Origin of the sequence: Aerococcus christensenii (assembly GCF_001543105.1) — a bacterium.
GTDB classification, from domain to species: domain Bacteria; phylum Bacillota; class Bacilli; order Lactobacillales; family Aerococcaceae; genus Aerococcus; species Aerococcus christensenii.
Genome location: NZ_CP014159.1, coordinates 98,686 through 120,830 on the forward strand (window position 1 = coordinate 98,686; position 22,145 = coordinate 120,830).

Sequence of the window (22,145 nt, forward strand, 5' to 3'; positions counted from 1 at the left end):
AATTGAACAGTGTTCATTTTATAAAACTTCTCTTTCTTTGTCAAAAACTTTGCCTGTTTTTCTTCAAAAATTTTAAAAGGCCGCTAAGTAGTGAAAGTTTACCCTCACTCCTTAGCAGCCTGATTGATTTTTCGAAGGAACTATTCTTTTTGCGCCTTCAATCGATACTTCATAATTAATAAACTCAAAGTCAAATAAGTTACTCCTAATAAAACTTGAATTCCTACATAGGAAAGTGCTTCTTGTCTTTGACCAATTGTCCACGTCTCTAAATTAAAAAGAAGTTTCGTCAAACGAATATTCCAAATAGGACTTACCAGTGAAACCAAACTCCGAAGGAAAGGAGATACCACTTCTAAGGGGACAAAGATCCCACTTCCAAAAGCAATCAAAAGTCCTAAAAGAGTGGAAGAAAAATTAACAGCGCCTGGGCTATTGGCTAACATTGCCACAAAATAAGAGAAAGCTAAAATACTGAGCATGTTAATGAAACTTGCTCCTACAATCCCCCACATGATCACTGTTTTACCTAAGACACCTCCAAACAAACTATTCAAAGTCACCATGAAAAATATCCAATATCCCACGCCTAAACAAGCCCCCGCAAGATAGGTTTCTAAAACCCGCTTCCAAGGCTTAACATGTCCTAAGCGCTCGCGCTTCTGAATTTCACTTTGTCTCATAACATAAAAGGTAGTCCCCATTACATAAATAAAACTAATCACAAAAACATAGCTCAATATAGGTAAGGCTCTCTCTCCTACCCCTAACTGCATTTCGGAATCTCCAGAATTTTCGTAAAGGATCTCTACATGATCCTCTAATGCCTGATCTAAATCTTTGAACTGTTTATCAAGCTCTAGTTCTTGATCGGAAACCCTCGTTTGCGCTAAAGATAAAAGTTGCCAGGTATTCAAGTAAGTCGCTAATTCTTCTTTCACCAAACGTTCTTCTTGCGGATAATCTTTGCTGGTAATTTCAAGAGGGGCATCTTGAACCCTTCCATCCTTCAAAGCTTTACCAAAGCCTGAGGGAATCATCAACATGACCTGCGCTTTGCCCATATAGAAAGCTTCTACCTGGGCTTTTTCTCCTTCTTCTACTGATCGTAAGTGGTGATGAGTGGACAAACGATGGATCACATCTTGACTGATCGGATCATCCCCATCCTTGTTCACGATTCCTATCTGTACGGATCTGGCTTGAAAATTTGTTTCTTGTGGCATGAAGGCAAAAGGTAACGTCATCGCTAAATAAATAACAGCTGGTAGAAAAAGATGACTAACCCAATTTGCCTTGACTAATTTGAAAAAGAGCTTAAAGGTGTTCATAAGACAACCTCCTTGTTCCAAATCCAATAATTCCCCAAGAGATCATCAACATCATCAGGAGGCGTCGAACATTCTCATAGAAGAAGCCTAAATCCTCATAAGCATTTAATTGGTAAAGAGCATCCCCAATCAAAGCTAAGGGATTCCACTTTGCCACAAGTGGCCATTGTTCAACTACCCATAAACGAACATTTGGGATCATTAATCCACTCAAACTACCTAAAATCAAAGGGACCGATATCGCAATGGCCATCAAGTGTTTCTCCCCTACTGGCAACAAAACCCCCATCGCCATCCCTAAACTGATGCCCAACAAAACACCAAGTGTCAGTAAAAGGCCTAATTCTCCTACATGGCGAGAAAGAGGAATCCCATAAAAAGTCATAAGTTCAGCAGAAAGATAGGTCACTAAGAGGGCAACCAAACTATAGAGTCCTCCTTGCGTGACTACTCGCTTCCATTTAGGTTTTGGACTTGCTAATTCGCGTAAAGCCACTAAACTTTGATCTGCTTCCGTTCCACTGTATAAGGTAGCTCCAAAGCACATAAAGTACAGGCAAATATAGGCCATACACGCATAAAAACTTGCCGCTCCTTTTGAGATTCCTTTTTTTGTTTCTAGAGAAGCTAATCCAGGCACCGAATCATTGGATATTGCCTTCACTTGCTCCCAAAAAGCTTCAAAATCACGATCACTAGCCTTTGAAGCTATCATTTTATCCAAAGAGACTTGCAAGGTTTGGTTCATTTGATTCAAAGTTTTTAAAACCTGATAGGCAAGGGAAGTTTGAAAATCTTTTTCTCGTCCTTGAGCGATCTGAAAAGCAAACTTCACCCGGTGATCTTCCATCTTGATAGACAACTTGCCAACTGCTTGACTTTTTTGGACAAGCTTAGAAGCTTCCTCTCCTGGAGAAACAATTTTTCCCACTAAGAGTTTCTCACCACGTGGCGCTGTTTTTACTTCTTCCGCGGTTTCCTTCTCTTCGAATACCGGCTCTAACATCTTCTTAAAAAAAGTCTCTTCTTCTTCATTTCCCGTCAATTCCACAATGATAGGTGCTGGCTCTAAATGAGCGTGATCAGACAAGCTTCCCCCAATCGCAAAAACATAGATCAAAACAAATCCTAAAGGAAATAACATACCAAATAAGACAGCAGACTGATTACGAATCAAGGTCTTGAGATAAGCCTTAAACATGATCCCTCAACTCCCTTCCTGTCAGCTCTAGGAAGACATCATTCAGACTCGGCCTCTTCACGGTCAAATGTAACAAATTAATCTGGAATTTTTCAAAAGCATCCAATAAGGCCATCAACTGACTCTTCCCTTTGATAAAGCGAACCGTCAGAATAAAATCTTGATAATTCCAATCACTCACTGCTGACCAAGTGTTGAGATGGTCCACAAAAGCTTGAGACAAACTCATCACTTCAGCTGTAACAGACTCTCCTACTCGAGACATCCCTTTGAGATCGTCAACCGTCCCACTCACCAATTCTCTCCCGCTATCCATAATCGTCAAGCGATCACAAATTTGTTCTACTTCTTCCATGTAGTGGGTTGTATACAGAACCGTAACGCCCTGCTCGGCTAAATTTTTAATACCATCCAGAATATATTGGCGAGATTGAGGATCCACCGCCACTGTCGGCTCATCTAAAATCAAAAGCTCTGGCTTATGCGCAATTCCACAAGCTAAATTTAATCGACGAAGAAGCCCTCCAGAAAGTTTTTTCGGACGAAACTTCGCAAAATCCTGCAATTCAACAAAAGCCATCGCTTCTTCCACATATTTCTTACGCAAACTTTTGTCCTGAATATAGAGTCCACAAAAATAGTCAATATTTTCTTGAACCGTTAGCTCTTGATAGACGCCGATCTGCTGGGGCACTAAGCCTACTCTTGCTTTCAAATCATACCGATGAGGTTCCATCTCTTCTCCAAAAAGGCGAATTTCTCCGCTTTCTCGCTTCAGTAAGGTCAATAAACAATAGATAAACGTCGTCTTTCCTGAGCCATTAGGGCCTAACAAACCATAAATTTCTCCCTTATTCACCTGCAAACTCAGATGATCTAAAGCAACTAATTCACTGTAGCGTTTAACCACCTCATGGGCCTCAATAATCATCTACCTCTCCTCCTATCTTCCTCTTTATTATAAAAACCCCTCCTTATAAAAAGAAGGGGCATCTGTCATCTCTTCACATGACAAATGTCATCTTCTGAGGAAGCAAAAAATTCCCCACGTTCTTGACCATCTAAAGCTTTTTTGGTTGTCTCTATTTCCTGTTTGAGTTGTTCAACTTCTTCGGCAGTTTTATTTTCACCTTTCTCCATATCGAGAAGATTTTCAGTCTTTTGAACAGCTTCATCATAAGGTTTTTGTCTAATTTGATTAGCTTTTTTATAATCAACTGATTCTAACGTTTCAGCCTTATCATGAATGCTTCCTGATAAAAGCATCATTTTAGCATGCAAAGCACGAGCCTCTTTATATGCAGCATCAATATCATTTACAGAAGAAGCTTCTTCAAATTTTTTGAGTTCCCCTTCTTTCTGTTTATTATTTAATTTAGTGAATCCAACTAAAAGACTTCTAGCATTTTCTTTTTGTTTATTTAATTTATCTTTCTCTTCATTTTGAGTTTCTTTTTTAGTTTCTTTTCAGGAGTTTGTGCTTCTTTTTTCTCCTTTCCAGATTCTTTTTCATTCGTTCTCACTTGCTTATTTAAAGCTTTTTTATTTTCAGAAGGCTTTGCAGGACTTGGTGAAACATTCCCTCCCACACCTGTTACAGGCTAGATTTGTGGGGCAGCTTATCCTTTATCTTCACCCTTCTTATCTTTTTCTTGGGTAGCTGTTGGCGTTGAAGTAGCAGGTTTTACTTCTGCAGCAAGTGCTTTTGGCCCTGCAAGGAAGCAGGCTGCGACAGCAACGCTGACCACACCTATGCTATATTTTCGGATAGAATAACAAAATTTCTTTTCAGGATTTGAGTTTAACATGAATTTTCCCTCCACATATTCTTCATTTTGTATTTTTGCCTTTATTTAATTTCAATAGCCAAACATTTGCACTCAAATTGTAACCAGCGATAGAAAAGAATACCAGTAATGTACCGATCTCCAAAAGTTAGACCAAAAATCTAACCTTTGGAGGTCGGTATTTTTATGTCAAAGTATAGTTATCAATTGAAGAAAGAAGTTGTTCAAGCTTACTTAGAAGGTAAAGGTAGCTGCGCATTTTTTGCTAAACAATATGGAATAAAAAGTAAAAGTCAAATTCGACGATGGATCGCTAATTACAAGGCTTATGGGGATAAAGTCTTATTGAGGTCTAGAAAACAAAATTCTTATTCTTTTGAAACGAAGCTAGCTATTGTACAATTATATTTATCAAGTGAACTCTCCTATCAGGACATAGCGATTCAGATGGGGATAATGAATGCATCCCTTGGGTTTCTCGTTTTTGATTAGCTGGTCCTGATGCATTGAGATGCCATAAAAAAGGGAGTAAACCGACGATGGATAAACAAAAACAAGAGAAAAGAAAGAGAAGAAAGGCAAACGCCCCAATGGGGCAGATTCAGTAGATACGAGTACAGATCGGATTAAACAGTTGGAAGATGAACGATATTGGGCCAAGTTAGAGAATGCTTTTTTAAAAGAGTTGAGGAGGTTGCGTTTAGAGGAAGAAGCCAAAACGAAAAAAAGCTAACATCATACACAGCCTCCGAGGACAATTCAAACTGAAAGACCTTCTCAAATATACAGGTATGCCAAAAGCCACTTTTATGTACTGGCAGAAAAGATTCAATAGAAAAAATCCAGATCAAGAAATCGAAACAAAACTCATAGAAATTTGCCAAGAAAATGAAGATTACAGCTATCGGCGTATGACCGCTGCGCTGAAAAATCAAGGCTTTCTGATCAATAAGAAAAAAATTCAACGACTCATGCAAAAATTAAAGCTTCAAGTTACTTCATACACGAGAAAAAGTCGAAAATATAATTCTTATAAAGGTAAATATGGTCGAATAGCGCCTAATAGAATCCATCGTCGTTTCTGCACCTCGATTCCTCACCAAAAGGTGACAACTGACACGACTGAATTTAAATATTACGAAGTCGATAAAAAGGGGCGTATGACGATGCACAAGCTGTATTTAGATTCCTTTATGGATATGTTTAATAGCGAAATCTTAAATTATAGTATCGATAGAAGCCCTTCTGCTATCAATGTGATGGCAGCTTTAGATCAAGCCATTCAAGTAACATCAGATTGTCCTTATCGTCGTACTTTTCATTCAGATCAGGGTTGAGCTTATCAGATAAAAAGTTATACAGATCACTTAAAGGCAGAACGAATTTTCCAAAGTATGTCCAGGAAAGGCAACTGTCACGATAATTCAGTGATGGAAAACTTTTTTGGCTTACTAAAACAAGAAATTTATTATGGGGTTATCTATTACAGTTACGAAGAATTAAAATCCGACATAGAGAAATATATCAAGTACTATAACGAAAAACGAATCAAAGAACGACTAGGATGGATGAGTCCTGTTCAATATCGGATCAGCCTTACGGCTGCATAAAAAAACGTAGCAGTCGATAAAACTACTACGTTAAAAAAAGTCTAACTTTTTGGGGTTACATCATAAATAAGCGCGCCTTTTTATAGACCTTCTCGCGGATAAAATGTGAATAAAATATGAATTTTGAAGTCGTTAAAGTAAGTGCTTCCTTAAAGTGCCTATTTCATTGAAAACACGCCCTCCTTATCGCCTGTCTGCGAAAAATTTGTTACAATAAAGTATAAAGAATAAGCGTTTAGAAAGGAGGACTCCCACCATGCAACGAAGTTTATGGACGTTACCGCTTATCATTTTTATTATCATGTGGTCTTTGGCTTCTTATGTGAGCGGAGACTTACTTGTTGTAGAACCCTGTTTAGCGATTCTTATAGTAGGGGGATTAGAAATGATGCACTCCTTCTTCCCCTCTTCCTCCTTTTCGTGGACTGATCTGGCTCTTTTGGGAATATGTGGTGGACTTCTTCTTTATTGGCCACTGTTGATCTTCTATTTTCCAGCTTTGCTCTTTATTTTTCACTTGTCTTATCCCGTCATGTTCGGGTTCATCCTTATTGAAAGCTTGATTAGTCACTTATCGCTCATCCTAGAAATCTTAGTCCTAGCTACGAGCATACTCTGTCTCCTGATTCGTCAACAAACCGAGCAATTTAACACTTTCCGTCAAAAAACTCACGCCAATCTCGATACACTCAGATTCGATAATGTTCACTTCAAGCGGGCTCAAGATCGACTATTAAGTCAACAAAATCAACGTATCGCTACTTCCATTCGTCAGGAGCGTCTTCGGATAGTCAGAGATATCCACGATTTACTAGGCCACCAACTCACAGGCGCTATTGTCCAACTCACCGCCCTAGAAATGACCTCTAAAGATACTTCTCAGAAGTCGCAGCTCTCCCTAGTCACTCAACAACTGAAGGAGGCCATGGAAAACGTCCGTACAGTTATTCATCAAGAACAAGCAACGAGTTATGATCTAAAGAGTGACTGTCAACAGATCATCGATCAATTCAAGGCTTGCCCAGTTACCTTCACCTTTCAAGGAGAGACACCCCTCAAGGCCAGCAGCGCCCATTCTGTCCTCAATATCCTCCAAGAAGCTCTAACGAACGCTGCCAAATATGCCCAAGCCACTCTGATTCAAATTCAATGGTATGAACTTCAAGATCGCTACACCCTTCTCATCGCAGATAATGGAAAGGCTGCTGCACCAGTCTCTCATAGTGGGATTGGTCTGCTTAATATGGAAAAGCGCGTTCAAGAAATGGGGGGAAGCTTCCACCTCAACACCATCAAGGGCTATCGTATTTTTATTAGTTTACCGAAGGAGATGAATCAAGATGAGACTTTTACTCGCTGATGATGATGTTCTCGTCACTAGTGGCATTCAAACCATTATCGAAGCCTCTACCAAAGAACGACCAGATCCTTGCAAAATTGTCGCTATTGCCAAAGATGGTCAAGAAGCCTTGGACGCTTATCGTCAATGTCAACCAGATATCGCCCTTTTAGATATCCGGATGCCCGGCTTAAACGGCATTGACATTGGACGCAAGATCCTCTCAGAAGATCCAGAGGCTCGTCTGCTTTATCTGACCACTTTTCTAGAAGACCAATATATTATTGAAGCGATCCAAATTGGCGCCAAGGGCTATCTGCTCAAAACAGATTTTGAAAGTTTGGTGCCCGCTCTAGAAGCTATTATGAAAGGTCAAACCGTCTACGGAAGTGCTGTCACAGAAAAACTCCCGACTTATTTATCAGGCAAGCCTCTTCCTTCTGGCTTCTCAAACACTCCATTTGTTCCTCCACTCACCGCTACAGAACGGCAACTGATCAGCTGTGTCGCAGAGGGGATGAATAACAAGGAGATCGCCGAAGCTCTTCATTTTAGCGAGGGAACCGTTCGTAATTACCTCTCTGTCCTTCTCGATAAACTCCAGCTCAGAGATCGAACCCAACTGGCCATCTACTACTACAAACATCTGACTTAAGTCATGAATAGCGGCCTTTCTTTGCTTAATTTTGCCTTAAAAGTAAGCAGGGGGACTTGTAATTTTATCTTTTTTGAAGTAAATTGAAATTTGATGAAATCATTTGAAAGTGGGTGTCCCCTTTGTTCAATAAGAGTCATCCTATTTTACCGGTTGATATTCAAAGTCTCTTATTAACTTTACTGTTAATTTCTTTATTTTTCCCTTTTTATATCACGCTTATTGTTTTCTGTCTTGTCATGATTATTCTGGCAGCTACAGGATTACTGAGCGTGAAACAGTGGCCCAAGCATCGAACGGCCAAATCCATTATCTTATTTACGGTTTATGCCTTAGGAATTTCTCTCATCTTCCATAATTGGGTAGGGGTACTGATCGCTGTAGGCATGATTATCCTTCTCTTTTTCGGCTTTTACTATGCGCGAGCGGCAAGAGTCGACTATTTAGAGGAGATTATGAACGTTTCTCTTATTGCTTCCATTATTCTGATGTTCTTCGCTATGATGGAACACTACGGAATTATCGCAGAGTGGGACTATACCTTCCTCTCCAAAGCCATGAATAAAGTTCATCCTAGCCGAGTAGAAGCCACCTTCTTTAATCCCAATTATTTTGCGATGATTCTAGAATTCTTTTCGATTTTTGGCCTCTATCAATTTATTAAGGCTAAACGTTGGCTTCAAAAGTTGACCTATTTGGCTTTAACGCTGTGCAATCTATACAGTCTAGCTTTAACGGGTTGCAGGACGTCCTACCTTGTGATTATCGTGGCCTATTATATCTTTTTCTTCATGATTGGTTATAAAAAACAAGCCATCTTGTCCCTGATTGTACTCACAACTTTAGCGATTGTCGCCTTTGGAATGGGCTACCTCCCTCGCTTTAATGAATTGACTTTTGCCTTTTCAGATCGAGGAGAAATTTGGGAAACAGCTTGTCGTGCCCTGAAAGATAACTTTTTATTTGGACAAGGGCCGCTCACCTACATGCACGTCTATAGTCACTACTCTACCCACTATACCCAACATGCCCATAATATTTTCTTAGATATCTTACTTTCTTATGGCTTGGTGGGAACGACTCTATTGGCTTATCCCTTCTACCAACTTCTGAAGTTATTCAAACGAATGAGCGCTTATCCCGCCCTTCGCTTGCCACTAGCTCTCATGGTTAGCTTAGTCAGTGTGATCTTCACCCACGGTCTCACAGACGTTACCATCTTCTGGATACAAACAGCTGGTATCTTTTTAGCGGTTATCTTAATTGCTCCTAATCTGCTGAAAAGCGCCCAAGAAGGCGAAAAAAATTTCCTATAATTGAGAACCCCTCCATGACCTAGTCATTGGAGGGTGTTTTTTATTCTCTGTGTTCATTCTTATCGATCAGCATTGACGGAAAACCCCCACCCTAAAACAGTCCTTCCTTCTGTATAATAAATATTATTCCAATAGATAAAGGAGAAAATGAAAATGAAAAAATGGTTAAAGATATTAGGGGTGTTCGCCTTATTTTTGGCTCTAACAGGTTGCCACAAATCAAAAGAGAACGTTATTAAGGTCGGTGTAGTCGGCGAAAAAAATAACGAATGGGAATACCTTCAAAAGGAACTCAAGGAAAAAGAAGGCCTACAAATTGAATTGGTTAAATTTACCGATTATCGAGCGCCTATTGAAGCTTTGGAACAAGGAGAGATTGACCTTCACGCTTGCTTAACTGAAATTTACATGGACAAAATGAATAAAGAATCAGGCCGTCACAATACAACCATTGGCTATACCACTTTAAATCCTATGGGAATCTTCTCCAAAAAAATAAGCTCTATCGATGCTCTTAAAGATGGTGGCCTAGTAGCTATCCCTAATGATGTCTCCAACGAAAGTCGGGCCCTTCTCTTACTTCAAGAAGCCGGTCTCATTCAATTAGATAAGAGCAAAAGCCTCTTGCCAACAGTTCATGACATCACTGAAAATCCAAAGAATCTCCAATTTAAAGTGCTAGAATCCAACCAAACTGCACGTGCCATGGATGAAGTAGACATCTCTCTCATTAACAATGATATGGCCGCTAATGCCGGTTTAATTCCAACTAAGGATGCCATCTTCATTGAGAAAAAGAGCGATTCTTCCAAGCCTTACTGGAATGTCATTGCCGCTGATGTCAAAAACAAAGACAAAGAAACTTACAAAACTGTTGTGAAATACTATCAAACAGAAAAAGTTGCTCAATTAATCGACGAAAAATCTAAGGGATCTTCTATCCCTATTTGGTAATTTTTAGGAAGCTCGTCTTCATTGAGAAATGACTCAATGAAGGCCCCTCCTCTACATCACTCCCTACACCAAAACGATCTTCCCTTCTTAGCAAGAATGCTTAAGAGAGGAAGATCGTTTTTTTGTAAGATTCGTAATACGTAAAAAATTACATTTCTTTAGGGGCTTGAACGCCTAAAAGACGTAAGCTTTCTGTTAAGACGCAAGACACACAATAAACGAGTGCCAACCGTGCATTTTGTTGGTCATCTTCTGCCAATACCCGGGTATGGGCATAATATTTATTGAAGGCTTGAGCTAAGCTGAGCGCATACTTAGCAATCACACTTGGCTCATAGTCTAGATAAGCTTTTTCTACAATAGCTGGAAAACGATCAAGGGTTTTAACAACTTGGTAGGCCCGTTCGTCTTCTAAGGAATAAGTTTCTTCCGAAGAAATGTGGAAGTTCCCCTTCCGTAAGATAGATTGGGCACGCGCATTTGCGTATTGAACATAAGGACCAGTTTCCCCTTCAAATTGAACGACTTCTTGAAGATCAAAGTCAAAATTATTCAAACGATCATTCTTCAAGTCGTGGAAGACAACCGCACCAACGCCTACGCTTTCAGCGACAGCTTCTTTGTTTTCAAGGGCTGGATTTTTGCTTTCGATTTGTTGACGAGCGAGTTCAATTGCTTCGTCTAATACTTTGGCGAGGAGAATCACTTTCCCTTTTCGGGTTGAAAGTTTTTGCCCTCCTTGAGTGATTAAACCGAATGGGATGTGATGAATATCTTCGTTCCAATCATAGCCCATTTCTTTAACGACAGCTTTCAATTGCTTGAAGTGAATAGATTGTTCATTTCCCACCACATATAAGCACTGATCAAAATCATAATTCTTCTTCCGATAGAAGACAGCGGCCAGGTCACGAGTCATATAGAGGGTAGCCCCATCGGACTTCTTCACGAGAGCAGGAATGAGATCATACTTTTCCAAGTCAACTAAGGTGGCCCCATTGTCAATTTTGAGAAGACCTTTTTCTTCTAATTCATCAATCACAGCGTCCATCTTGTCGTTATAGAAGGCTTCCCCGTTCATAGAATCAAAAGAAATGTTTAAGAGGTCATAGATCGTTTGGAATTCTTGAATAGATTCACTCCGCATCCATTTCCAGAGTTCGACTTCTTCTTCGTCTCCATCTTCTAATTTCTTAAAGGCTGCCCGTGCAAGATCATCTAATTCAGGCTCTTTTTCAGCTTCTTGGTGGAATTTAACATAGAGACGGTTCAATTCTTGGATAGGGTTGGCCTTCACAACTTCTGGATCTCCCCATTTGCGGTAAGCCACAATTAATTTTCCAAATTGTGTCCCCCAGTCTCCTAAATGGTTAATGCGAACAGAATGAAAGCCCACTTTTTCAACAATATTCCCAATCGCATTGCCGATAACGGTTGAGCGCAAATGCCCCATGGACATCGGCTTAGCAATGTTAGGGCTGGACATATCGATACAGATATTTTCCCCATGTCCAATCTCTAAGTCGCCATAATGCTCGCCCTTTTCAATAATGGTCGTTAACACATTTTCGGCGATTTTCCCAGATTTAAAAAAGAAATTAATATAAGGTCCAGCGACTTCTACCCGTTCCACATAATCATCCCTTAGGCCTTCTGCAATCTCTTGAGCAATCATTTGGGGGGCTTTTCGTAAAGCCTTTGCCAAAATAAAACACGGAAAGGCAAGATCACCTTGACCTTGATGTTTAGGCACTTCTAAAGCTGCCTGGACTTCTTCTACTGTCAAATGGTCACTCACTCTCGAGTGAATCAATTCGGCGAGATGTTCTTTAATATTCATACATGAACTCCTTTATCCTTGAATAAATGGTCTATCCTTAGACACAAATCATTTCTTATTCTACCATAAAATTTGTTGCCTTGGTGGACTTTTCATCAAAAGCCTCTCTAGGTCAACCATCTATCGATAGACTCAAGGCTTCTGCACTTCCGAAAGGCCCTTCCTAATAAAAAATTTTCCAGAAAGCACCGCGGCCTTCTGGAAAATTTCTGACTAATCCAAGTCAAATTAAAGCCTATTCATCATCCCGTTTAGGGGAAGATGGCGCTGCACCATCTACTAAGACACGACCTGGTCCTGCAAGGAAAGCCGCACGTCCTGCTTCAATCCCTAACTTGAAGGCCTTAGCCATCAAAAGAATATCATTAGCAGTAGCAACTCCTGTATTCGCCATCACAGCCGTAGCGCCCATTTCCATGACTTCTGCTGCTTGACTTGGAACTCCTATTCCAGCATCCACAATCACCGGTAAGTCGATTTCTTTGATAATCATGCGGATAAATTCTTTCGTAACTAGACCTTTATTCGAGCCAATAGGCGCAGCTAATGGCATAATAGCAGAAGCCCCTGCTTCTTTGAGGTCATAAGCCACTTGCAAATCTGGATACATGTAAGGGAGGACAACAAAACCTTCCTTGGCTAAAATTTCTGTAGCTTTGACGGTCGCTGCATTATCTGGTAACAAGTATTTGCGGTCTCTCATGATTTCCAATTTGACGAAGTTTCCGCATCCCATTTCACGCGCTAAGCGAGCGATTTTGACTGCTTCTTCAACATTGGTTGCTCCATTCGTATTCGGCAAGAGGGTCACTTCTTTTGGAATATGTTTCAAGATAGTTGCCGCTTGCTCATTGCCAGCGTGACGAATAGCCACCGTAATCATTTGAGCGCCTGCTTGTTGAACAGCAGCATCGATCAATTCTGGGGAATATTTCCCTGAACCTAAGATATACCGTGAAGTAAATTGTTTGCCACCTAATTCAAAAGAATCATTCATTTCCATAATAACCTCCATTTTTTATCCATTTGAGTGCTTCTAAGGCTTCTAAACTCGCTATTAAGGACACATAAGGAAGATAGAGTCCTTCCTCTACACTTGTCTTATAGTCTCCGATTAAACAGATATTGTGCAAATATTTGACTTGGACATCTTCTAAACGGCCCAAACCCGATAGTCCGGAAGCAGTAATCAAAAATTTATCTTCGTGTTCCATAAAATAATCGAGTAATAAACGTTTCGCCTCTCTGTCATCAAAAGCTTCAATAAATAAACGCGAATTTTGACAAATATCTTCTAAGTTTTCTTGCGTCACTTTTTGAGAGTGAGCTTCCACTTGAACATAAGGAATAGTGTTTTCTAATCTAGCCTTGCAGGTAAAGACTTTGGAAGCTCCAACTTCCTGGAAGGTATAATTTTGGCGATTAAGATTAGAATATTCAATAGCATCATAATCGTAGAGTATCAACCGCCCAACTCCTGCTCGCGCTAACATCATCGCCACATTCGAACCTAAGCCCCCACAACCAAAAATCGTCACGGTTTCTTTCTGAAATTCTGCACTTATTTTGGAATCTTGACGCTTTAAAATACATGAGCGAAGCTTTTCATCCGTCATTTCCATTAACCACCTCCTACAATGGTAAATACTTCAATCACTGCCTCATCAGGAATGAGTAAAGTTTGAAATTCTTTTCTTTTGATTAAGTCCCCATTCACTTCCACAGCAACAAAATCTGGCGAATAATCTGCCCGTTCTAAAACCTGCAATAAACTTTCTCCTGGATGATAGTCTATCCATTGCTTGTTAATTTTAAGCATGGCCTTCCTCCTTTCTCTTCTTCTATTAAATACTTGAGAACCACATCCTTTCCATGGGATCTTCTCAAATTTCTTACTTCTTTAACTTAGGATGCAGAATAAACTTTCCAAGGAATTCTTTCTGCACACCCTTTTCCTTCGAATAAATTTCGTGTTCCCTTAAAAAAGTCCCTACCACTTGACAGCCTATCTCTTGGCCGACATAAGGGCTGAAGCGATTGCGATAAGCCAAGTCTTTCGCTTTTAACACATAAGGAGCATGCGGTTGAATCAAAGCCAGATCTGCATCATTTCCTAAACGAATACTTCCCTTATTCTTTAACCTGATATGCTTACTATTCTCATTCATTTATATAACCTGTAAATGTTTCATTGATAAATCTAAACATCTCGCAGAATGAGTAATTTCCCCACTAGAAATATAATCCAACGGTAAATCTTTATATTCACTAATATTATCTAACGTAAAATTGCCCGATGCTTCAACAATCGCCCGTCCATCGATCCATTTTAAAGCTTCTGCCATAGCCTCATGTGACATATTATCCAACATAATAATATCTGCTTGGCCATGTATAGCTTCTTTAACCATTTCAAGAGTCTCTACTTCTACTTCAATTTTTTTAATAAAAGGAGAGTAAGCGCGTGCTGCTTTAATCGCAGGAATGACGCCTCCCGCAGCCTCAATATGATTGTCTTTGAGCATGATAGCCTCTGACAAGGAAAAACGATGATTATACCCTCCACCAATTCTTACCGCATATTTTTCTAATAAGCGATAACCTGGGGTGGTTTTTCTCGTATCTAACAGTTTGATCGTACTGCCTTCCAAAGCTTGAACCATACAATGTGTAAGCGTTGCAATTCCGCTCATTCTCTGCAAAAAATTTAAAGCCACCCTCTCCCCAGTTAATAGGGTATTGACAGATCCCGTAATTTGCATCAATTGATCATTAGGATTCACTGCATCCCCCTCCTGAACAAGCCACTGGCATGTTGTTTGAGGATCTAAATATTGAAAAACACGTTCAAAAACAGCTAATCCACAAATAATTCCTGATTCTTTAGCTAACAATTGTACTGTGGCTTGTTGTCCCATATAAATAGCTTGTGTTGTGACATCTTCATAAGGTACATCTTCTTTTAATCCGCGAGCAATATACTCATCCACCAAGTCTTGATTAATCGCTAACATGTAAACATCTCCTTGTGTTTTCCTCCTCAAATAAGGTAGTTATCTATTCTTTTATGTTTTATCATACCACAAGTCTTAAAAGCGCTCTTCTTTTTTATTTTTCCTTGATCGTCAATTCGCTTTGTTGACAAATCCATGCGTTCCTTTTAAAATTGTCATTGATTGCTTTTTGTTAGTATTACTTGGCATAAAATGTGATAGAAAAGGAATTGTTGAATGAACCACAATACATTATCAAAAACGTTTTCCTCTACTCGCACCTTATCTGTTGTAGCCCTTTTCTTTCACCTATTTTCCACTTTAACGTTAATCCATCAGGATTGAACCTATCTTTTGAACAGACCGCAGTTAAAACACCCTGCGGCCTTTTTTGTAGACTTGTTTATCTACTTGTTGAACCACTTTAATATCCTCTAGTGGATTTCCCTTCAACACAAGAAAGTCGGCTACTTTTCCTGTTTCAATAGAACCATAATCTTTATCAATCTTCATTAATTGCGCAGAATGATAAGATGTTAGTAGAGCTTGGAAAGGCGTTAAGTGAATTTTTTCGACAAAAAGTTGAAATTCCACAGCAGTCAGTTCAAACCCATTAAATGGCGTCCCAGCATCAGTTGCTAGGGTTAACGGAATGCCTGCTTGATATATTTTCGCAACATTCTGGAGTAAGTCGGTCCAAATTTCCCTTGTCTTATCTGCTTGGTAGCTAAAGGCTGTGCCTTCTCCAATCTTTAAAATTCCTGCTCCAGCTACTAGCGTTGGGCTTACAAAAGTTCCTTTAAACTTTGGCTCTGAAATCCCCCAAAGAAGAGACTGGCCCCGATCACAACCGACGCTATTCCAACCTTCAGCTTCCGAATACTAAATTTGTCCTTCTTTTGCGCCTGCTTCTCTTCTTGAAGTCGGCGATTATTTTTCGAGGCCATTTTCATTCCTTCTTTCTATTTTTTTATTTTTAAAACTTTTCTTTTTAAGGATCATATAAAAAAAACGCAATAAATTTAGGGATTACCTTCATTTTTCAACACTTTATTGGATTTTTTTGGATGAAATTTACTTTTTTTGAAAGTGGAATAAAGAGTGGCGATATTTACAAATCTTTATAAAAACTAATACCCCACCCCAAAACGGAGAATACTCTCCTTTTGGAGTGGAGATTTCTTTTGAGAGAAGGAAAGACGTCGCTCTTCGGATAAAGAAACAAAAAAACCGCCTCCCCCTCGACAAGTTCGAGGAAGATGCGGTCAATGTTCCCTCAGCGATTAAGCTTTAGGATGTTTTTTCATGACTTCTTCAAATTGATCAATGTAAGATTGAACGAAAGCTTGGGTACCTTCATTGTTGAAGTGGCCTTCTTCGTCCAATAACTCTGGAGAATGTCCTAAGAAGACTTCTGGTTGTTGAACAGTTGGCATCACAAAGTAAGAAAGAGCTAAGCGCAAGTTCTTGTTTGAGGAGTAACCTCCCATAGCACCAACAGAATGACTAATCACAGCAACAGGTGTGTTGGTCAAAGCCACATCCCCTTTTGGTTTGGAAGCAACGTCAACCGCATTCTTCAAGCAAGCTGGAATGGTCCGGTTATTTTCTGGTGTAACAAAGAGAATCCCAGCAGCATCTTTAATGGTTTGACGGAAAGTCGTATAAACTTCTGGAAGTGGCTTGTCCGTCATAGCGGCATCATCATAATCTGCATCATACAATGGAAGGTCACGAATTTCAACGATTTCTGGTTCAAATTCATCAGAGAACATGTCTAAGGTATTCTTAGCAATTTTTAAAGCATAAGATCCTTTACGTAAACTCCCTACAATAACAGCTACTTTTTTACTCATAACTCCATCCCTTTTCTATCTAAGATACATTTACTCTATCCTATTTACTTCAAGAAATCAATAATTTTGTTCGAAAGTCAAACCAAGATTCGCGGATGGTGGCGCTTTTAAAGAATTTAAAATTAAAAAAACAGTCATTTTCGAACAATTATTGTTTTTACTCTCTCATTTTTTTATGTTTCTCTCTCAGCTTTTGGAGTAAACTAAAAGAAAACAAATGAAAGGTGAAAACAATGTCCCTTATTCTTATTCGACACGGCCAAAGTGTCTCTAATCAAAAGAATTTATTCACAGGTTGGTACGACGCCCCGCTAACTTCTCTTGGAAAAGAGCAAGCCATTGAGGCCGGAAAAATCTTAAAAGAGCATCACGTTCACTTAGATACCGTGCATACCTCCCTCCTCATACGAACTATCCAAACGACTTATCTCATCCTCGAAACGATAGATAAACTTTATCTACCTATTCACAAGACTTGGCGGTTAAATGGACGTCACTACGGCGCATTGGAAGGTATGAACAAGGATCAGGCTCGAAAAATTTATGGCGAAGACCAAGTTAAGCAATGGCGGAGGTCCTATCGCGCCGTCCCTCCTCTGGCGGACACTCACTCTCTCTGCCAGCGCTACCCTTTCCTTCCTCCAGAGGTGATTCCTAGAGGAGAGAGTCTGGAACAAACCCGCCGTCGAATGGAACCTTATATTGAAGAGGTTATCCAACCAGAACTGCTCCAAGGTCGGGATGTCCTCGTGGTGGCGCACGGGAATGTCTTGCGTGCCTTCACGATGATTTTGGAGAACTTATCAGAAGAAGAACTCTTCAAGGTAGAAATTCAAAACGCTCAACCGATTGTCTATGATTTTCATTCAGACCTCTCTGTTGCTAAGAAAATCATTTGGACAAGAAGTAGCTATTAAAATGCCATTAGCATCTTGCCAGTGAAGAATTTCTCAAGTACAATAAATGAGGTGAAACACTGATCGCAGCGTTTCTCACGCAAAAATGAAAGAGGAGGCACATAATGAAATTAGTATTCATTCGTCACGGAGAAAGTGAACTCAACTTAGCCAATGTTTTTACAGGATGGCTAGATCCTAAGCTAAGCGAAAAAGGGCACAAGGAAGCTGCTCAAGCAGGGAAAGACCTTAAAGAAGCAGGGATTGAATTTGACTACGTTCATACTTCCGTTTTGACACGTGCAAATCAAACCTGTAACATCGTTCTTGAAAATATGGACCGTCTCTATCTTCCAGTTGAAAAAAACTGGCGGCTCAATGAACGTCACTACGGCGCTTTACAAGGCTTAAATAAAGCCGAAACCGCTAAGAAATATGGTGACGAACAAGTTCATATTTGGCGTCGTTCTTATGACGTTCGTCCCCCACAAGCAACGGGTGAACAAGCTTTTGACCAACGCTATGACCATTTAGACACCCGTCATATGTTAGCGGGCGAATGCTTAAAAGATACCCTTGCTCGTACCTTACCTTACTGGGAAGACCATATTGCTCCACAACTTAAAGATGGGAAAAACGTCTTAGTCGTTGCGCATGGGAACTCTCTTCGCTCCCTTGTAAAACATATCGAAAACATCTCTGATGAAGATATCATGGGCGTTGAAATTGCAACCGGCGAACCGATTGTCTACGACATTGACGAAAACTTAAATATCGTTAACAAAACTATCTTACACAAGAAATAAAACAGCCTTTTAAGGAAAACGACACGCTAAGTTTAGCGTGTCGTTTTTTTGTTTGCTAAATTTAATGTTCAAATTGACTGGTGTAGAGGCGATAATAGAAACCTTTTTGGGCCAGTAAGTCCTTATGTCGTCCTTGTTCAACGACTCTTCCATGATCCATCACTAAGATCACCGATGCCTGTTCAATCGTCGATAAGCGATGGGCTACAACAAAGGTCGTTCGCCCTTTCATCAAACGGTCGAAGGAAGCTTGCACCATTTTTTCGGTGAGGGTATCAATTGAAGAGGTTGCTTCATCCAGAATTAACATTTTCGGATTAGCCAAAATAATACGCGCGATACAGATCAATTGCTTTTGTCCGGTCGATAAATTACTGCCTTCTTCTTCCAGCAGCGTATCATAACCTTCAGGTAATTTTTCGATGAGGCGATGAACACTGGCCTTCTTAGCTGCTTCGATGATCTCTTCTCGGCTAGCGGAAGGATTCCCGTAAGCAATATTATCTGCTACACTCCCTCTAAAGATCCAAGAATCTTGGAGAACCATCCCAAAGAGCTGCCTCAAGTCTTCTCGATGCATAGTCTGGGTGTCAATCCCGTCGATAGTAATCTTTCCCTTCTGTGGGTCATAGAAACGCATCAAGAGGTTGATCAGAGTGGTCTTGCCTGCTCCTGTTGGCCCGACAATGGCAACGGTTTGCCCAGAGCTGACCTCTAAGGACAAGTCCTCGATCAAAGGATGGTCCTTTTGATAGGAGAAATAAAGGTGCTGGAGGGTAATGTTCCCTTCCACGTGAGGGAGTGTGTGGCTGCCGTTCGAAGGTTGGCGATCCTTTTGTTCTAGGAATTCAAACACCCGTTGAGCGGAGGCTAAAGCCGTCTGCATCTCATTGATCACCGCAGAAATCTCATTAAAAGGTTGCGTATACTGACTGGCATAAGTCAAGAAAGAAACAAAAAGTCCCACACTTAATTGTCCAGAGAGTACGGTGAAAGCCCCGTATAAGCCGACTAAAGCGTAGACCAAGCTATTGATTAAACGAGAGGTTGGATTAATTAAAGCTCCTGAGAATTGAGAAATAACGCCACTTTTATGAAGGCGCTGGTTAATCTCGTCAAAGGCGTCCTGCGAGGCTCCCTGGTAAGAGAAAGACTTAATCAGATACTGGTTATTCGCCATTTCATCAATATAAGCCCCCAACTCTCCACGAATACGTACCTGTTCTTGGAAATACCGATAGGTTCGATTGGCAATAATAGAAGAGACCAGCAAGGATACTGGGGTTAAAATAATAACTAATAAGCCCACCTTCCAGTTGAGAGACACCATCACCAGAACAATCCCTATAATCGTCGCTATTCCTGAAAATAAGGAGGTCAAGCTTTGCAAGAGGCCTGATGCTAAGAGATCGATATCATTAATAATCCGGCTGACAATATCTCCAGAAGGATGACTATCTAAGTAAGCCAAGGGCAACTTGTGAATCTTAATAAAGGCTTCTTTACGTAATTTGTGGGTGATCTGGTAGGATAATCTTGCCGCTAAACTATTCTGAAAGTAAATCACGACGCCTGCACTCAGTGCAAACAGAAAAATAAAAGCGACTTCCTGCTTGAGACAAGTCCAATCCACTTGTCCTTCTCCTACTAAGCTATTCACCGCATGCCCGATATGAATCGGGATAATGAGCTGACAAATCACCGCTATCAAAGAGAAAAGAAGGAGTAAGGCTAATCCTCCAAAATAAGGGCGACTGTAACGCAAGAGCTTATGCGTGGGTTTATTTGTCATCTTTTGTCGCCTCCTCTGGATATTGGGAATAATAAATGGCCCGATAAGTTTCACACTGATCTAAAAGTTCTTGATGGTTCGCAAATCCTACCATTTCGCCATGATCTAAGACGAGAATTTTGTCGGCATAGCGAATCGAAGAGATCCGCTGAGAAATGACTAACAGCGTCTTAGGAAGTGATTTGAGATTTTCTCGAATTCTTCTCTCTGTCGCAAAATCCAAAGCGCTCAAAGAATCATCTAAAATCAATAAACGGGAAGGGTTCAGTAAGGCCCGGGCTATCGTTAATCGCTGCCTTTGTCCGCCTGAGAAATTCATCCCTCCCTGATCAACGAAACTGTCTAAGCCGGCTTCTTTTTCCCGAACAAAGTCAGCCGCTTGTGCGCATTCGAGTGCTTGCCATAAGTCTTCGTCACTGGCTTTGGGATTGGCCATCAAAAGATTCGAACGAATCGTTCCTGTTAAGAGAACGGCCTTTTGAGGGACAAGGGCAATTTGTTGACGGATCTTATCGAGAGGAAGTGAGGCATAAGGCTGGCCATCTAAAGTTATTTCTCCTTCAGTGACAGGATAAAAGCCCATCAAGAGATTAACCAAAATGGTCTTGCCTGCTCCCGTTCCGCCAATCACCCCAATCCACTGTCCTGACTCCATCGTTAGATCAATAGCTTTTAAAATAGGATGCTTGCCGTAAACAAAGGTCACTTGTTTAAAGTCAACGTGTGCTCCAGAAGTAGGCATGGATTCATCGAATGAAAGACCAGCCACCTCCTCCTTATCTGGGAGGTCTAAGAAAGCATCCAACCTTTTGGCAGAAGCAAAGCCCCGACTCATAATAACCAATAATTTGACCAAAACACTCAAGGCTAAGAAGATGCTATTCATATAAGCGATAAGGGCAATCACTTCTCCTTGCCTAAAGAAGCCATTATCCACTAGAGTTGCTCCAAAATAAATAATCAAGCCAATGCAGATATTAACCACCATCAGACTCATCGGCGTTGCTAGCGCTTGAACTTGCCCGACTTTAATTTGTTGCTTAAAGAGATGATCATTGGCTTTTTTGAAGCGATCAATTTCTCTCTTGTGGTTCACAAACGCGCGAATAACCCTTATTCCGGTGAGATTTTCCCGAACTTGTCCAGATAGGCGGTCGAGTTGGTCTTGAATACGTGCAAACCGGCGATTAGAATTGATAGTAATTCCTGAGAAAACAAAAGCTAAGGCTATCCCACCTAAAATAAAGATAGGTGACAAGGTAGGACTCATCCAGTAAGCCATCCCCATAGCTCCTAAAACAATCACAGGAGAGCGAGAAGCTAACCGTAAGCTCTTGGCGACAGCTTCTTGAACATTATGACTATCATTCGTTACACGAGTCACAATGGCTTGAGGGCCCTGATGATCTATCTGCTCCAAGTCTAATTGGCAAATTTTTTGATACAAGGCATGCCGTATCGTGGTGCCGACAGTCTGCATCGTTAAGGAAGCGTACCATTGACACACTAAAGCACACAGATAGCCCATAATGGGGAAAAGAATCAAGAGCAGGCCATGAGTAAGTACATAATGTGCATCTCCCGCATGAATGCCTTGATTAATAATATCTGCCATCACATAAGGAACCATCAGTTCCAAAACAGCTTCTCCTACTTTTGCAAAAAAAGCGAGGATTTCTTTGCGCCAATTTTTCAAAATAATCGGCCAAACATGCATCTTCCTCACTCCTAACTTTTTAAGATAAATCTATCTTACTCTAATTATTAAA

General features: G+C 40.4%; 22 protein-coding genes and 1 pseudogene. 7 read left to right on the plus strand and 16 right to left on the minus strand.

The window, feature by feature from the left end:
- Positions 1-140 precede the first annotated feature (140 nt).
- From AWM71_RS00450 to AWM71_RS00470, 5 genes are all read right to left on the minus strand, one after another.
- Positions 141-1,331: an ABC transporter permease gene (locus AWM71_RS00450; RefSeq protein WP_060776168.1), complete on the minus strand. Its 1,191-nt coding sequence runs from the start codon at positions 1,329-1,331 to the stop codon at positions 141-143.
- Positions 1,318-2,532 (minus strand): ABC transporter permease, encoded by a 1,215-nt coding sequence (locus AWM71_RS00455; protein WP_060776169.1) that lies wholly within the window; start codon positions 2,530-2,532, stop codon positions 1,318-1,320. Before AWM71_RS00455 ends, AWM71_RS00450 begins: the two co-directional genes overlap by 14 nt.
- Positions 2,525-3,463 (minus strand): ABC transporter ATP-binding protein, encoded by a 939-nt coding sequence (locus AWM71_RS00460; protein WP_060776170.1) that lies wholly within the window; start codon positions 3,461-3,463, stop codon positions 2,525-2,527. The genes AWM71_RS00455 and AWM71_RS00460 overlap by 8 nt, the downstream gene beginning before the upstream one ends.
- A gap of 65 nt (positions 3,464-3,528) precedes the next feature.
- Positions 3,529-3,813, minus strand: coding sequence for an FIVAR domain-containing protein (locus AWM71_RS00465; protein WP_060776171.1), 285 nt, complete (start codon positions 3,811-3,813; stop codon positions 3,529-3,531).
- Between the two features lie 338 nt (positions 3,814-4,151).
- Positions 4,152-4,340 carry a YSIRK-type signal peptide-containing protein gene (locus AWM71_RS00470; RefSeq protein WP_060776172.1) on the minus strand — a complete coding sequence of 63 codons (189 nt, stop codon included), beginning with the start codon at positions 4,338-4,340 and terminating at the stop codon, positions 4,152-4,154.
- 165 nt (positions 4,341-4,505) lie between these two features.
- On the opposite strand from AWM71_RS00470, the pseudogene AWM71_RS07835 reads away from it, so the two are divergent.
- The 5 genes and pseudogenes from AWM71_RS07835 to AWM71_RS00500 all read left to right on the plus strand — a co-directional run bounded on the left by AWM71_RS07835 (position 4,506) and on the right by AWM71_RS00500 (position 10,193).
- Positions 4,506-5,929 (plus strand): annotated as a pseudogene (locus tag AWM71_RS07835) (IS3 family transposase).
- A gap of 256 nt (positions 5,930-6,185) precedes the next feature.
- Positions 6,186-7,289, plus strand: coding sequence for a sensor histidine kinase (locus AWM71_RS00485; RefSeq protein WP_060776173.1), 1,104 nt, complete (start codon positions 6,186-6,188; stop codon positions 7,287-7,289).
- Complete coding sequence (locus AWM71_RS00490; protein ID WP_060776174.1) at positions 7,270-7,923, plus strand: response regulator transcription factor; 654 nt, start codon at positions 7,270-7,272, stop codon at positions 7,921-7,923. Before AWM71_RS00485 ends, AWM71_RS00490 begins: the two co-directional genes overlap by 20 nt.
- A 122-nt stretch (positions 7,924-8,045) precedes the next feature.
- Positions 8,046-9,239 (plus strand): O-antigen ligase family protein, encoded by a 1,194-nt coding sequence (locus AWM71_RS00495; RefSeq protein WP_060776175.1) that lies wholly within the window; start codon positions 8,046-8,048, stop codon positions 9,237-9,239.
- A gap of 153 nt (positions 9,240-9,392) precedes the next feature.
- Positions 9,393-10,193 carry a MetQ/NlpA family ABC transporter substrate-binding protein gene (locus tag AWM71_RS00500; RefSeq protein WP_060776176.1) on the plus strand — a complete coding sequence of 267 codons (801 nt, stop codon included), beginning with the start codon at positions 9,393-9,395 and terminating at the stop codon, positions 10,191-10,193.
- A gap of 148 nt (positions 10,194-10,341) precedes the next feature.
- Here AWM71_RS00500 and argS read toward each other — a convergent pair whose 3' ends face one another.
- The 9 genes from argS to AWM71_RS00540 all read right to left on the minus strand — a co-directional run bounded on the left by argS (position 10,342) and on the right by AWM71_RS00540 (position 16,882).
- Positions 10,342-12,033: an arginine--tRNA ligase gene (argS, locus tag AWM71_RS00505; protein WP_060776177.1), complete on the minus strand. Its 1,692-nt coding sequence runs from the start codon at positions 12,031-12,033 to the stop codon at positions 10,342-10,344.
- A gap of 235 nt (positions 12,034-12,268) precedes the next feature.
- Positions 12,269-13,036, minus strand: coding sequence for a thiazole synthase (locus AWM71_RS00510; protein WP_082632705.1), 768 nt, complete (start codon positions 13,034-13,036; stop codon positions 12,269-12,271).
- The gene (gene thiF, locus AWM71_RS00515; RefSeq protein WP_197415358.1) at positions 13,023-13,655 is read right to left on the minus strand and encodes a sulfur carrier protein ThiS adenylyltransferase ThiF; all 633 of its coding nucleotides are present in this window, start codon (positions 13,653-13,655) and stop codon (positions 13,023-13,025) included. Before thiF ends, AWM71_RS00510 begins: the two co-directional genes overlap by 14 nt.
- Entirely contained in the window at positions 13,655-13,852 is a 198-nt protein-coding gene (gene thiS, locus AWM71_RS00520) for a sulfur carrier protein ThiS (RefSeq protein ID WP_060776178.1), read from the minus strand. The genes thiF and thiS overlap by 1 nt, the downstream gene beginning before the upstream one ends.
- Positions 13,853-13,925: 73 nt before the next feature.
- On the minus strand, positions 13,926-14,201 hold the full coding sequence (locus AWM71_RS00525; RefSeq protein WP_060776179.1) for a hypothetical protein: 276 nt from the start codon (positions 14,199-14,201) through the stop codon (positions 13,926-13,928).
- Positions 14,202-15,047 carry a carboxylating nicotinate-nucleotide diphosphorylase gene (gene nadC / locus AWM71_RS00530; protein ID WP_060776180.1) on the minus strand — a complete coding sequence of 282 codons (846 nt, stop codon included), beginning with the start codon at positions 15,045-15,047 and terminating at the stop codon, positions 14,202-14,204. It lies immediately after the preceding gene.
- 348 nt (positions 15,048-15,395) lie between these two features.
- Entirely contained in the window at positions 15,396-15,845 is a 450-nt protein-coding gene (locus AWM71_RS08390; protein WP_082698930.1) for an amidohydrolase family protein, read from the minus strand.
- Entirely contained in the window at positions 15,812-15,973 is a 162-nt protein-coding gene (locus AWM71_RS07845; RefSeq protein WP_144428605.1) for a YSIRK-type signal peptide-containing protein, read from the minus strand. Before AWM71_RS07845 ends, AWM71_RS08390 begins: the two co-directional genes overlap by 34 nt.
- A 336-nt stretch (positions 15,974-16,309) precedes the next feature.
- Positions 16,310-16,882, minus strand: coding sequence for an NADPH-dependent FMN reductase (locus tag AWM71_RS00540; RefSeq protein ID WP_060776182.1), 573 nt, complete (start codon positions 16,880-16,882; stop codon positions 16,310-16,312).
- 233 nt (positions 16,883-17,115) lie between these two features.
- Here AWM71_RS00540 and AWM71_RS00545 point away from each other — a divergent pair, with 233 nt between their 5' ends.
- Together AWM71_RS00545 and gpmA are read left to right on the plus strand one after the other, a co-directional pair.
- On the plus strand, positions 17,116-17,799 hold the full coding sequence (locus tag AWM71_RS00545; RefSeq protein WP_060776183.1) for a 2,3-bisphosphoglycerate-dependent phosphoglycerate mutase: 684 nt from the start codon (positions 17,116-17,118) through the stop codon (positions 17,797-17,799).
- Between the two features lie 101 nt (positions 17,800-17,900).
- A complete protein-coding gene (gene gpmA, locus AWM71_RS00550; protein ID WP_060776184.1) occupies positions 17,901-18,584 on the plus strand; it encodes a 2,3-diphosphoglycerate-dependent phosphoglycerate mutase in 684 nt (227 codons plus the stop codon).
- 61 nt (positions 18,585-18,645) lie between these two features.
- Here the strand turns inward: gpmA and AWM71_RS00555 are convergent, their stop codons facing one another.
- Positions 18,646-20,376, minus strand: coding sequence for an ABC transporter ATP-binding protein (locus AWM71_RS00555; protein ID WP_060776185.1), 1,731 nt, complete (start codon positions 20,374-20,376; stop codon positions 18,646-18,648).
- A complete protein-coding gene (locus AWM71_RS00560; protein WP_060776186.1) occupies positions 20,366-22,093 on the minus strand; it encodes an ABC transporter ATP-binding protein in 1,728 nt (575 codons plus the stop codon). The genes AWM71_RS00555 and AWM71_RS00560 overlap by 11 nt, the downstream gene beginning before the upstream one ends.
- Positions 22,094-22,145 lie beyond the last annotated feature (52 nt).